The following is a 12,615-nucleotide window of genomic DNA, read 5'->3' as shown; positions in this document are numbered from 1 at the left end:
TTTCCGAGGGATGATGATGCGACAATTATCCCCCATGACCATTCTCCGTATCGAACACAACGTTTCCCTTGATCCCTACAACACCCTGGGCATTGCCGCGCGTGCGCACAGCCTCTTGCGCGTGCGCCAGCCGTCCGACCTGCAGGCGCTGGCCGAACAGCCGCGCCAGCTGGAGCGTGGTCATCTGGTGCTGGGTGGCGGCAGCAACATGGTCATCACCGGCGACCTGCTGGCGCTGGTGATCAAGCTGGAGATCCAGGGACGCACGCTGGTGGAAGAAACCGATCGCCACTGGATCGTGCAGGCCGGCGCCGGCGAGGTCTGGCATGACTTTGTCGCCTGGACGCTGCAGCAGGGCTATCCGGGCCTGGAAAACCTGGCGCTGATTCCCGGCACCGTGGGCGCAGCGCCGGTGCAGAACATCGGCGCCTACGGCATCGAGCTGCAAGACCGATTCCACAGCCTGGATGCGATCGAGCTGGCCACCGGTCGCCAGTTCACGCTGGATGCCGCCCAGTGCCGTTTCGCCTACCGCGATTCCGTCTTCAAGCAGAAAGGCGAGGGCGGCCTGGCGGGCAAGGCGGTGATCACGCAGGTGCGCTTTGCCTTGCCCAAGCAGTGGCGCCCGGAAATCGGCTATCTGGACATCGAGCGCAAGATGGCCGAGTGGAGCATTACCGCACCGACGGCGCAGCAGGTGTTTGACATGGTGGTGGCGATCCGCCGCGCCAAGCTGCCGGATCCGGCCGAGGTGGGCAACGTCGGCAGCTTTTTCAAGAATCCGGTGGTGTCGCGCGAGCAGTGCGACGACATCATCGGTCGTGACCCGCATATCGTGCACTACCCGATGCCGGATGGCACGGTCAAGCTGGCTGCCGGCTGGCTGATCGATGCCTGCGGCTGGCGCGGCAAGAGCATGGGCAATGCCGGCGTCTACCCGAAGCAGGCGCTGGTGCTGATCAACCGTTTCCACGAAACTGGCATCCGCGCCACCGGCGGCGAGGTGATGACGCTGGCACAGGCGATCCAGACCAGCGTCTACGAGCGCTTTGGTATCCGGCTGGAACCGGAACCGGTGGTGGTCTGATACGGCTTGCCTGAGCAGCCGATGCGGACAAGAGGCGGATGTGATGGTCGGTCATCCTGACTTTCGGCATGCGCCATGCGATTCCCCCGTTTTCCTTTCCTGTCCCTGGCCGCAGCCTGCCTGCTGACCCTGGCCGCTTGCGACAAGCCGGCAGCCCAGAGCTCCGCCAGCCTGCTGCCGGCGGCTTCGGCCCAGACCCCGGCCTCAAGCGCCACGACCAGCCAGCAAATCGGCCACATGCGCCTGATCGATCCGCTGGATCGCGAAGACTACTACTGCCTGGACATCATGGGCTCGGGCGACTACGTGCGTTTTGACCTGCCGATGACGGCGCACAACTGCAAGCCCGGTCTCTATGCCGATGAGGCAGTGCGGCTGCAGGACGATGGCCGGCTGTATTTTCCGCAGTACCAGGTTTGCGCTACCGTGGCCGGCCTCAACGGCCGTGCCCTGGCTGGTGCAGCCGTGCTCGCGCGTCCCTGTGGCGAGTGTAGCCCGTTCATGGAGGCCGATGCGCTGCAGCGCTTTGTGCAGCATGCCGATGGCCGTATCGAGCTGCAGGGTTCCGGCCTGTGCCTGACGGCCGGCAAGGATTCGGACAGCACGTTCGAGCCCACGCACCGCTGGCGCAGCCTGTTTGTCGAGCACTGCAGCCAGACCGAGCCGCGCCTGTCGCAATGGGAGTTTGTGGTGCCGGTCACGCGTTGACGCAGCCAGCAGGCAGAAAGCGTGATTTGCAACGCATTCCCGGATTCTTCCGTCCTGATGCGACGTTGTCCTGACGCTCGTCGTATCATGGAATCTTTCTGTCTTTTGCAAGGAACCCGCCATGAGCAACTCCATCGTCAATGACCTGCTGCAACAACTGCAAGGCGACCGCCTGGGCCAGATCGCCGGCCAGCTGGGTGCCAGCCCGTCCCAGACCAGCGATGCCATTTCGGCAGCGATTCCGATGATCGTGGGTGCCCTGGGCCAGAATGCCCAGACGCAGCAGGGTGCTGACAGCCTGTTCAATGCGCTGCAGCGCGACCACATGGGCAGTGCGTCTGCCGGCGGTCTGGATCTGGGTGGCCTGCTCGGTTCCATGCTCGGCGGTGGCCAGCCGGCCGGTCGCCAGCTGGATGGCGGCGGCATCCTGGGCCATATCTTTGGTGGCGCCCAGCCGCGCGCCGAAGCTGGCCTGGGCCAGGTCAGCGGCATGAGCTCCGGCCAGTCCGGCCAGCTGCTCAAGATCCTGGCGCCTATCGTGATGTCCTTCCTGGCCAGCCGCGTGATGGCCGGCGGCATGAACTCCGGCAGCCTGGGTGGCATGCTGGGTCAGGAACGTGCCCAGGTGCAGCAGCAGGGTGGCCTGGGTGGCGGCCTGCTGAACGCAGTGCTGGATCAGGACGGTGATGGCCAGGTCGGTATCGGTGACCTGCTGAAGATTGGCAGCGCGTTCCTGAAGCGCTGATGATCCGCTGTCGGCAGCCATGACGCTGCCGGCATCGCCCATGAAAAACGCCTGGCAGCGCAAACTGCCAGGCGTTTTGTCTTGTACTGGAGAGCGATCAGCCCTTCTTGCCTTCCAGCTTCAGCATCGCGGCGCCTTCGCCCAGTTGCAGCAGGCCGCTGTTGGCATAGATGCCCAGCTTGCCGCGCGTGTCGACGATATCCAGGTTGCGCATGGTCAGCTGGCCGATGCGGTCGGCCGGGCTGAACGGCGCGTTCTCGACCTTCTCCATGCTCAGGCGTTCGGGCGCGTAAGTCAGGTTGGGCGATTCGGTGTTCAGGATCGAGTAGTCGTTGCCGCGGCGCAGTTCCAGCGTCACCTCGCCGGTAATGGCGCGCGCCACCCAGCGCTGGGCAGTTTCGCGCAGCATCAGGGTCTGCGGGTCGAACCAGCGGCCCTGGTACAGCAGGCGGCCCAGCTTCAGGCCGTTGATACGGTACTGCTCGATGGTGTCCTCGTTGTGGATGCCGGTCACCAGGCGCTCGTAGGCGATGTGCAGCAGCGCCATGCCGGGAGCCTCGTAGATGCCGCGGCTCTTGGCTTCGATGATGCGGTTCTCGATCTGGTCGCTCATGCCCAGGCCGTGGCGACCGCCGATGCGGTTGGCTTCCAGGAACAACTCGACCGGATCGTGGATCTCGCGGCCGTTCAGCGCCACCGGCACGCCTTCCTCGAAGCGCACGCGCACTTCTTCGGCCTGTACCTCGACTTCCGGCTTCCAGAAGGCGACACCCATGATCGGGCTGACGATGCGCACGCCACTGTTCAGCTCTTCCAGGTCCTTGGCTTCGTGCGTGGCACCCAGCATGTTGCTGTCGGTGGAGTAGGCTTTCTCTACGCTCATCTTGTAGTCGAAGCCGTTCTTGATCAGGAACTCGCTCATCTCCTTGCGGCCGCCGAGTTCGTCGATGAAGTTCTGGTCCAGCCAGGGCTTGTAGATCTTCAGAGCCGGGTTGGTCAGCAGGCCGTAGCGGTAGAAGCGCTCGATGTCATTGCCCTTGTATGTCGAGCCGTCACCCCAGATGTTGACGTCGTCTTCCTTCATCGCGGCAACCAGCATGGTGCCAGTCACGGCGCGGCCCAGCGGCGTGGTGTTGTAGTAGTAGATGCCACCGGTGCTGACGTGGAAGGCGCCGCACTGGATCGCGGCGATGCCTTCGTGGGCCAGCTGCGTGCGGCAGTCAATCAGGCGCGCCTTCTCGGCACCGTACTCGGAGGCCTTGCGCGGGATGGCTTCGTAGTCATCTTCATCGGGCTGGCCGAGGTTGGCGGTGTAGGCGTAGGGAACCGCACCCTTCTGGCGCATCCACAGCAGGGCGGCGCTGGTGTCCAGGCCACCGGAGAAGGCGATGCCGACCTTCTGGCCGACGGGAATGTTTTGCAGGATCGTATTGGACATGGTGTGTCTGGAAAATCGGAAAGGGGATCAGCCGTAGTGGCAGATGTAGTGGAAGGCCTCTTCCACGCGGATGTCGAAGGAGCTGTCGCCCGGAATGCTGAACGATTCGCCGGCGCTGCAGCGCTGCCAGCTGTCGCTGCCGGCCAGCTTGTACTCGCAGTCACCGTGCACGCATTCCATGATTTCCGGGGCGGCGGTGCCAAAGGTCAGCGTGGCCGGCAGGACCACGCCGGCCGACTTGCGCGTGCCGTCGGCCAGGGTAAAGCTGTGCGAAACGCACTTGCCGTCAAAGTACACATTGGCCTTGGCGTCCAGGGCCACATTGTTCAGGATGGTAGTCATGGGGGAATCGATCAGACATGAGACATGGCACCTGATGGCGCCAAAGCCTGAATGTTACCGCTTTTGTACAGGTGGCGGCTAGAGCAGCGGGGAAAGCAGACGGGCGAAGGCGGTCAGCATGCGTTCGTGCCACTGCGAACGCTGGTCCATGATCTCCTGCGTGACATAGCGCGCACGGGTGCGGTCATCGGCAAAATCTTCTGCCAGGATGGCGTTCATCTCCTCGCCATACAGCACCACGCCATTCTCGAAGTTGAGCAGGAAACTGCGGTTGTCAAAGTTGGCGGTGCCGATCATGCTGTATTCGTCGTCCACGACCAGCGTCTTGGCGTGCAGCATGCCCTTGCTCTGGTATTCGAAGATCTTCACGCCGACAGTGCGCAGTGCGCCGAAGTACGAGCGTGCCGCCCAGGTGACCAGAAAGGAATCGCTGCGCATCGGCACCATGATCTGCACATCGACACCGCGCAGCGCGGCATTGATCAGGGCATAGAAGGCCGGTTCGGTCGGCACGAAGTAGGGTGTGGTCAGCAGGATGCGCACCTTGGCCATGTTGATGGCGTGCAGCATGCTGCGGTGGATCGCCTCGCGCCCGCTGTCCGGGCCGGAGGCCAGCACCTGCACCGCATGCTCGCCGGGCTCCTGCGGCGGGAACACATTGACCTCGAACTGGTGTCGGCCGCTGGCATAGACCCAGTCCTGCATGAAGGTGTACTGCAGCCAGCGCACCGCAGCGCCTTCCAGGCGCAAGTGCGTGTCGCGATAGGCGCTGTCGGGATTCTGCTTCTCGCAGCCGTCATCGGTGACGTTGATGCCGCCGGTAAAACCGATATGGCCGTCGACGACCAGGATCTTGCGGTGCGTACGCAGGTTGACAAAGGGCAGCATGCGATGCAGCCGCGCCGGGTGGAAGACCGCCAGCTCGCCGCCGGCGTCGCGGAAGGCCTGCAGCAGGGCGCGGCCACGCCGGCCCAGCAGGCGTGCGGAACCGAGGCCATCTACCAGCAAGCGCACACGCACGCCTTCGCGCGCCTTGGTCGTGAGGGCGTCCAGCAGTGCGCTGCCGGTGGCGTCGGGATCGAAAATATAGTATTCGAGATGGATGTGCAGCCTGGCCTCGGCCACAGCCTGCAGGATGGCGCTGAAGGTGGCGTCGCCATTGCGCAGGCGCTCGGTGCGCGAACAGCTCGATACCGGAATGCCGCAGGCGGCCTCGATCAGGCGCTGGTGCTGGCGCTCGGTGACGGACGGGCTGAATTCGCCCTCCAGCAGCTTGTCCATGTCGTTTTCGGAAGCCAGCAGGATGCGGCTGCGCGTCCGGCGCAGCGTCTGCCGGTTCACGCGCGTGGGACCGAACAGGTGATACACCAGGATGCCGACGGGCGGCACCAGCCCGAGAATCATGATCCAGGCCAGCGTCGCCACCGGGGCGCGCTGCTGCCAGATGATGCGCAAGGCCAGGTAGATACCGGTGACCAGCCAGAGCGATGCCAGCAGGCTTTTCCAGTGCAACAGCAGGTAGTCGATCATGGTCGGGCAGGGTGGCGGGCAAAGTCGCACTGATTCGCTGCGACTTGGTGGGGGTGAGGACTATTGGCTATCATAGCCGTCTTGTTCCGTTTCCCCTGTCGTCTTTCTGTCCCCATGAGCACCTCCAATTCTCCCATCACGATCTCCAGCCTTGACTACGAGCGTATTGAAACGCTTCTGGAGTCGGATGCCGCCCAGAATGTGCCTGGCATCGAGGCGCTGGAGTCGGAGCTGCTGCGTGCCAATGTGGTGGAGCCGAGCGAGGTGCCGCCGGGCCTGGTGACGATGAACACCACCGTCAAGTTCGAGGATCTGGGGACCGGTCAGCACCGCTCGCTGACGCTGGTCTATCCGCACAATGCGACCGCGCCTGACAGCATCTCGGTGCTGACGCCGGTTGGCAGCGCGCTGCTCGGCCTGAGCGTGGGTGAAACTATTGCCTGGCAGGTGCCGGGCGGCCGCAAGCTGGAACTGCGTATCCTGGAAGTGGTGTCGCAGCCGGAAGCACAGGGCGAATTCCACCGCTGATCCGCCCCTGAACGGATTCAGGCCGCCGGCCAGGCTTCGGGCGTGAAGCCGACCGTGATGCGACCGTTGCCCCAGTCGATCACCGGGCGCTTGATCACGCTGGACTGCTCCAGCATCAGCGCCTGGGCGCTGGCCGCATTCTGCACCGCTTCTTGCTGTGCCGGGCCCAGCTTGCGCCAGGTCGTGCCCTTGCGGTTGACCAGCGTTTCCCAGCCGACCGCATCGACCCAGCGCTGCAGCGCATCAGCCGGTACGCCCTGTTTCTTGAAGTCGTGGAAGGTGTAGGGCAGCCCCTGCTCGTCCAGCCAGACACGGCCTTTCTTGACCGAGGTGCAGTTGGGAATGCCGTACAGCATGATGGAAGTGGGTGTTTTGCTCGTCATGCCGTCCATTATGGTGCGCAGTCTGGGAAAATGGCGCCCATGCAAACCTATGACACCCTGGACCAGTGGCTGAGCCACTGCGAGAACCTGCATTCCACCACCATCGACCTGGGGCTGGAGCGCCTGCGCAGCGTGGCCGAACGTCTGCACGACGGCGCCGGCCTGCGCTTTGACTGCCCGGTGTTTACCGTGGCGGGCACCAACGGCAAGGGCTCGACCTGCGCCATGCTCGAATCCATGCTGCGCCATGGTGGCTACCGCACCGGCCTGTTCACCTCGCCGCACCTGGTGCATTTCACCGAGCGCTGCAAGATCGACAACCAGCAGCTGAACGAAGCTGCGCTGGTGCGCCACTTCGAGGCGGTGGAAAAAGCACGTGGCGATACTAGCCTGACGTATTTCGAATTCACCATGCTGGCGATCCTGGATGCGCTGGCGCAGGCCAAGCTGGACGTGGTGATCCTGGAAGTCGGCATGGGTGGCCGCCTGGACGCCGTCAACCTGGTCGATACCGATTGCGCCATCATCACCAGCATTGACGTCGATCACACCGAATTCCTCGGTGACAACCGCGAGGCCATCGGTTACGAGAAGGCCGGCATCATGCGCGCCGGCAAGCCGGCCATCGTCAGCGATCCGGTGCCGCCGCAAAGCATCATCGACCATGCCGCGGCGATTGGCGCCGATCTTTGGCTGGTGGGCCGCGATTTCACCACCGGTGGCGACCAGCAGCAGTGGAACTGGCAAGGCCGTGAGCGCCGTTACCGGGCGCTGGCCTATCCGGCGCTGCGCGGCGCCAACCAGATGCTGAACGCCGCCGGCGTGCTGGCAGCGCTGACGGCCCTGCGCGACCGCCTGCCGCTGCCGGCGCAGGCGATCCGTCTGGGCCTGGCGCAGGTGGAGTTGCCGGGCCGTTTCCAGATGGTGCCGGGTCAGCCGGCGCTGGTGCTGGACGTGGCGCACAACCCGCATGCCGTGGCGGCACTGGTGGCCAACCTGGATGCCATGCCGTATTACCCGGTCACGCACATGGTGTTTGGCGCCATGGCCGACAAGGACATCGGCGACATGCTGCAGCGCCTGCACCCGGTGGTAGATAAATGGTACTTTTGCGACCTGCCGACGCCGCGTGCCGCCAGCAACGCAGACCTGCTGCAGCAATGGCAGCAGTACTGTGCCGGCCAGCCGCGCATCGTGCCGTCCGAAGCCAGCCAGCACGCCTCGCCGCGTGCGGCACTGCAGGCAGCCATTGCAGCCGCGGACCCGGCTGATAGAATCGTGGTTTCAGGATCGTTCTTTACGGTAGGTGATGTGCTGAGCGAGCCGCTGCCCAAATTGTCTGCCCCGCACATGCCGGGTTCGCCGGACTCCGGGAATCCTCCGCCTGCCGCCTGATCCCTCACTACAGATTGATGCATGGCCTTCTTCAATTTCCGTCGCAACACCTCCACGCCCGATTCCGGCAAGCCTGAAGCCAGCCCTGACAAGGGGTGCGCTGGCAAGAACAGCGTGTCGCCTGCCACCGAGGAGCTGAGTCGCCGCGCGCGCCAGCGCCTGATTGGCGCGACCGTGCTGGTGGTGGCGGCCGTGATCGTCTTCCCGCTGGTCTTCAGCGCACCGCCGCGCAGCGTGCCGGCCGACATGGCGATCGATATTGCCGGTAGCAGCTCGGCCAGTGTTGCCGTCGAGAACAGCCTCTCGGCCGATGAAGAGGTGATCGTCGCCGAGCCTGCCGCCAGCGTGGCGCTGGCCCAGCTGGCTGCCAGCCAGACCCCTGATGAAGCCACCTTGCGCCTGGCCGAAGAAGAAGCGGCCCGCGCCCGTGCCGCTGACGAGGAAGCCGCACGCAAGCGCATCGAGCAGGAACGTGAAGCGCAGGCCCGGGCCGAGCGCGAACGCGCCGACAAGGCTGCACGCGACCAGGCTGCTGCAGAAAAAGCGGCGGCCGACAAGGCCGCGCGTGACAAGGCCGCTGCCGAGAAGGAAGCCGCAGAAAAAGCCGCTGCCGACAAGGCTGCACGCGAAAAGGCGGCCCGTGACAAGGCCGCAGCCGACAAGGCAGCCGCAGAAAAGGCCGCACGCGACAAGGCGGCTGCCGAAAAAGCAGCCCGTGACAAGGCTGCAGCAGAGAAAGCCGCAGCCGACAAGGCCGCGCGCGAGAAGGCTGCCGCAGACAAGGCGGCTGCCGAGAAAGCCGCTGCCGCCAACCGCCCGGGTGCCGATTTCCCGGCGACCGGACGCTTCGTGGTGCAGGTGGGTGCCTTTGTCGAGGATGGCAAGGTCGCCGCGGTGCGTCGCCAGCTGTCGGCTGCCGGCCTCAATAACTACACCCAGGTCGTCAAGATCAACGGCAAGGACGTTACCCGCGTGCGCATGGGACCGTTCAGCACGCGCAAGGAAATGGATCGCGTCGCCGACAAGGTGCGTTCGCTCGGCCTGCCGGTCTCGGTCTACAGCTACTGATGGCCGCTTTCCGGACGACCGTGTTGCATATCTGATCCGAAGGCGTGGGCATGGAGGCGATTTTTCAGCAGTGGAGCACACTGGACACTTTCTGTCTGGTAGTGTTGCTGCTGTCCATGCTGCTGGGCTGGTCGCGCGGCATGGTGCGCGAGCTCGGTTCGCTGCTGTCCTGGCTGGCCGCCTTCCTGATCGCGCGGTGGGCTGCGCCGCTGGTGATTCCGTACCTGCCGTCTTCCTGGCCCTGGATGGCTGATCCGCAATTCGCCCGCTGGACGGCGATGCTGCTGGTGTTCGTGCTGGCGATCCTGCTGATCGGCCTGTTCACCAGCGGTTCGCGCAACCTGCTGCGTGGCATTGGTCTGGGTGGCGTGGACCAGTTGCTGGGCGCCGGCTTTGGCGTGGCACGTGCGCTGGTGCTGCTGTGGGTCATGACAGCCGTGGTCTGGATGACCCCGATGCACCAGACGCACTGGTGGAAAAATTCTGTTTCGGCCGGCATGCTGACCGAAACCCTGCAATCGCTGGCTCCCTGGCTGCCGCCCTCCATGCGGCCCTGGTTGCCGGCAGGGCAGGGGCCTGGGCTATCCGCCCAGGTCCGGCCTGGACTTTCCCTCACCTTGAAAGGGTAGAAAACATGTGTGGAATCGTTGGAATGGTCAACCAGTCGGCGGTCAACCAGCTGATCTATGATGCCTTGCTGCTGTTGCAGCACCGCGGTCAGGATGCGGCTGGCATCGCCACGCAAATGGATCGCAAGTTCTTCATGTACAAGGCCAAGGGCATGGTGCGTGACGTGTTCCGCACCCGCAACATGCGTGCGCTGCCCGGCAACTGCGGTCTGGGTCATGTGCGCTACCCCACGGCGGGCAATGCCAACAGCGAGGAAGAGGCCCAGCCGTTCTACGTCAACGCGCCGTTCGGCATCGTGCTGGTGCACAACGGCAACCTGACCAATGCCCGTGCCCTGCGCGCTGAACTGTTCGAGACTGACCACCGCCATATCAACACCGAGAGCGATACCGAGGTGCTGCTCAACGTGCTGGCGCACGAGATGCAGCGTGCCGGCAACGACGACACGCTGACTGTGCCCGATATCTTCGAGGCGGTGCGCCAGGTGCACCGCCGTGTGCGCGGCTCCTACGCCGTGATCGCCATGATTGCCGGCGTCGGCATCTTGGCCTTCCGCGACCCGAATGGCATCCGCCCGCTGTGCATCAGCAAGCCGCAGGATGGCATGGCGGCGGTGGCCAGCGAATCAGTGGCGCTGGAAGGCGTTGGCCTGACGCTGGACCGCGACCTGCATCCGGGCGAAGCTGCCTTCATCGACCTGCAGGGCAATGTGCAGTTCCAGCAGTGTGCCGACAACCCGAAACTCAACCCCTGCCTGTTCGAGTACGTCTATCTGGCACGTCCCGATTCCGATCTCGACCATGTCTCGGTCTACCACGCGCGTCTGAAAATGGGCGAGGCACTGGCCAAGCGTGTGATCTCCATGGTGCCGCCGGACGAGATCGATGCCGTGATCCCGATTCCCGAATCCAGCCGTCCGAGCGCCATGCAGCTGGCCCATGTGCTGGGCCTGCCGTACCGCGAAGGCTTCGTCAAGAACCGCTATGTCGGCCGCACCTTCATCATGCCGGGGCAGGCCGTGCGCAAGAAATCGGTGCGCCAGAAGCTCAATGTGGTCAACAGCGAGTTCAAGGACCGCAACGTGCTGCTGGTGGACGATTCCATCGTGCGCGGTACCACCTCCAAGGAAATCATCCAGATGGCGCGCGATGCCGGTGCGCGCAAGGTCTACCTGGCCAGCGCCGCACCGCCGGTGCGCTACCCCAACGTCTACGGTATCGACATGCCGACGCAGCAGGAACTGGTCGCGCACAACCGCACGATCGAGGAAGTGCGTGAAATCATCGGCTGTGATGCCCTGATCTACCAGGACCTGGACCAGCTCAAGACCGCGATCTGCGAACTGAACCCGGCCATGAACGGCCTTGATGCCTCCTGCTTTGACGGTGTTTACGTCACCGGCGATATCTGTAGCGAAGATATCCAGCGCATGCAGGACGAGCGCCCCAAGCAGACCGAAGACAGCGATGACACCTCGCGCCTGACGCTGCCGAATGCCGAGCTGAACTGATCCTGCCTTTCCCGATTCCACAAGCACCATGACCGATTCCACACCGCATGCCGGCTGGCACCGCGAAACCTTGGCCGTACGCCAGGCGGTACCGCGCAGCCAGTACGGCGAACATTCCGAAGCGCTGTACCTGACCAGCAGCTTCGTCCAGCCCGATTCCGAAACCTCGGCGCACAACTTCGCCTGCCCGGAAGACGGCTATACCTATACTCGTACCGGCAACCCCACGGTCACCAGTTTCGAGCAGCGCCTGGCCGCGCTTGAAGGCGCCGAAGCCGCCATCGCCACGTCCAGCGGCATGTCGGCGATCCTGTTGATGGCGATGGGCCTGCTCAAGAGCGGCGACCATGTGATCTGCTCGCAGTCCATGTTCGGCTCCACCATCAGGCTGATGGGCAGCGACATGGCGCGCTTTGGCGTGGAAACCACCTTCGTGCCGCAGACCGATGCAGCTGCCTGGAAAGCCGCCATTCGTCCGAATACGCGCCTGCTGTTTGCCGAAACCCCGACCAACCCGCTGTGCGATCTGTGCGATATCGCTGCCCTGGCCGCAATGGCGCACGAAGCCGGCGCGTTGCTGGCGGTGGACAACTGCTTTGCCACGCCAGTGGTGCAGCGTCCGCTGGAGCTGGGTGCGGATCTGGTGATCCATTCCGGCACCAAGTTCCTCGATGGCCAGGGCCGTGTCATGGCCGGTGCCATCTGCGGCAGCAAGGAGTTGGTCAACAACACCTTTGCGCCGCTGGTGCGCGCGGCCGGCATGGTACTGTCGCCGTTCAACGCCTGGGTGGTGCTCAAGGGCATCGAGACGTTGCACCTGCGCGTACGCGCCCAGTGCGAGCAGGCATTGCAGCTGGCGCGCTGGCTGGAACAGCAGCCGCAGGTCGAGCATGTCTATTACCCCGGTCTGGCTTCGCACCCGCAGCATGCGCTGGCGATGCAACAGCAGAACGGTCTGGGCGGCAGCGTGCTGTCCTTTACCGTGCGTGCCAGCACGCCGGAACAGGGCCGCCAGCGCGCTTTCCATGTGATCGACAGCACGCGCCTGTGCAGCATCACCGCCAACCTTGGCGACGTGAAGACCACCATCACCCATCCGGCCAGCACTTCGCACGGTCGCCTGAGCGAGGAGCAGCGCCAGTCGGCCGGAGTGGTGCAAGGCCTGATCCGCATCGCCTGTGGCCTGGAACACCTGGAAGATCTCCAGGCCGATATCGCCCGCGGCCTCCACAGCCTGCCGCAGGATTGAAC

At 64.3% G+C, this 12,615-nt stretch carries 13 protein-coding genes; 9 read left to right on the top strand and 4 right to left on the bottom strand.

The genetic code is table 11. From position 1 onward, the window contains the following. The first annotated feature begins 34 nt into the window (after positions 1 to 34). The 3 genes from murB to V1261_RS07370 all read left to right on the top strand — a co-directional run bounded on the left by murB (position 35) and on the right by V1261_RS07370 (position 2,540). Entirely contained in the window at positions 35 to 1,087 is a 1,053-nt protein-coding gene (murB, locus tag V1261_RS07380; protein WP_329771017.1) for a UDP-N-acetylmuramate dehydrogenase, read from the top strand. Positions 1,088 to 1,162: 75 nt separating this feature from the next. Further along, on the top strand, positions 1,163 to 1,795 hold the full coding sequence (locus tag V1261_RS07375; protein WP_329771016.1) for a hypothetical protein: 633 nt from the start codon (positions 1,163 to 1,165) through the stop codon (positions 1,793 to 1,795). A gap of 121 nt (positions 1,796 to 1,916) precedes the next feature. Further along, positions 1,917 to 2,540 carry a DUF937 domain-containing protein gene (locus V1261_RS07370; RefSeq protein WP_329771015.1) on the top strand — a complete coding sequence of 208 codons (624 nt, stop codon included), beginning with the start codon at positions 1,917 to 1,919 and terminating at the stop codon, positions 2,538 to 2,540. A gap of 97 nt (positions 2,541 to 2,637) precedes the next feature. On the opposite strand, the gene argG is transcribed toward V1261_RS07370, so the two are convergent. From argG to cls, 3 genes are all read right to left on the bottom strand, one after another. Then, positions 2,638 to 3,978 carry an argininosuccinate synthase gene (gene argG / locus V1261_RS07365; RefSeq protein ID WP_329771014.1) on the bottom strand — a complete coding sequence of 447 codons (1,341 nt, stop codon included), beginning with the start codon at positions 3,976 to 3,978 and terminating at the stop codon, positions 2,638 to 2,640. A gap of 27 nt (positions 3,979 to 4,005) precedes the next feature. Then, positions 4,006 to 4,320, bottom strand: coding sequence for a pyrimidine/purine nucleoside phosphorylase (ppnP, locus tag V1261_RS07360; protein ID WP_329771013.1), 315 nt, complete (start codon positions 4,318 to 4,320; stop codon positions 4,006 to 4,008). A 78-nt stretch (positions 4,321 to 4,398) separates the two neighbouring features. Further along, complete coding sequence (cls, locus tag V1261_RS07355) at positions 4,399 to 5,850, bottom strand: cardiolipin synthase (RefSeq protein ID WP_329771012.1); 1,452 nt, start codon at positions 5,848 to 5,850, stop codon at positions 4,399 to 4,401. Between the two features lie 114 nt (positions 5,851 to 5,964). On the opposite strand from cls, the gene rnk reads away from it, so the two are divergent. Further along, the gene (gene rnk, locus V1261_RS07350; RefSeq protein ID WP_329771010.1) at positions 5,965 to 6,378 is read left to right on the top strand and encodes a nucleoside diphosphate kinase regulator; all 414 of its coding nucleotides are present in this window, start codon (positions 5,965 to 5,967) and stop codon (positions 6,376 to 6,378) included. Between the two features lie 17 nt (positions 6,379 to 6,395). On the opposite strand, the gene V1261_RS07345 is transcribed toward rnk, so the two are convergent. Continuing rightward, entirely contained in the window at positions 6,396 to 6,770 is a 375-nt protein-coding gene (locus V1261_RS07345) for an ArsC family reductase (RefSeq protein WP_329771009.1), read from the bottom strand. 30 nt (positions 6,771 to 6,800) lie between these two features. Between V1261_RS07345 and folC the strand changes: the two genes are divergently transcribed. Genes folC through V1261_RS07320 form a run of 5 tightly spaced genes read left to right on the top strand, consistent with a single transcriptional unit; the run spans position 6,801 to position 12,613 of the window. Then, a complete protein-coding gene (gene folC / locus V1261_RS07340; protein WP_436231806.1) occupies positions 6,801 to 8,156 on the top strand; it encodes a bifunctional tetrahydrofolate synthase/dihydrofolate synthase in 1,356 nt (451 codons plus the stop codon). A gap of 21 nt (positions 8,157 to 8,177) precedes the next feature. Then, a complete protein-coding gene (locus V1261_RS07335; RefSeq protein ID WP_329771006.1) occupies positions 8,178 to 9,224 on the top strand; it encodes an SPOR domain-containing protein in 1,047 nt (348 codons plus the stop codon). A 50-nt stretch (positions 9,225 to 9,274) separates the two neighbouring features. After that, on the top strand, positions 9,275 to 9,853 hold the full coding sequence (locus V1261_RS07330) for a CvpA family protein (RefSeq protein ID WP_329771004.1): 579 nt from the start codon (positions 9,275 to 9,277) through the stop codon (positions 9,851 to 9,853). A gap of 5 nt (positions 9,854 to 9,858) precedes the next feature. Continuing rightward, on the top strand, positions 9,859 to 11,364 hold the full coding sequence (gene purF, locus V1261_RS07325; protein WP_329771002.1) for an amidophosphoribosyltransferase: 1,506 nt from the start codon (positions 9,859 to 9,861) through the stop codon (positions 11,362 to 11,364). A gap of 28 nt (positions 11,365 to 11,392) precedes the next feature. After that, complete coding sequence (locus V1261_RS07320; RefSeq protein ID WP_329771001.1) at positions 11,393 to 12,613, top strand: O-succinylhomoserine sulfhydrylase; 1,221 nt, start codon at positions 11,393 to 11,395, stop codon at positions 12,611 to 12,613. The last annotated feature ends 2 nt before the right edge of the window (positions 12,614 to 12,615 follow it).

Origin of the sequence: Brachymonas sp. J145, from assembly GCF_036312245.1 — a bacterium.
Classification (GTDB): Bacteria; Pseudomonadota; Gammaproteobacteria; order Burkholderiales; family Burkholderiaceae_C; genus Brachymonas; species Brachymonas wangyanguii.
The sequence above is the reverse complement of the archived record's forward strand: the minus strand, read 5'-3'. Positions and strand labels throughout refer to the sequence as shown.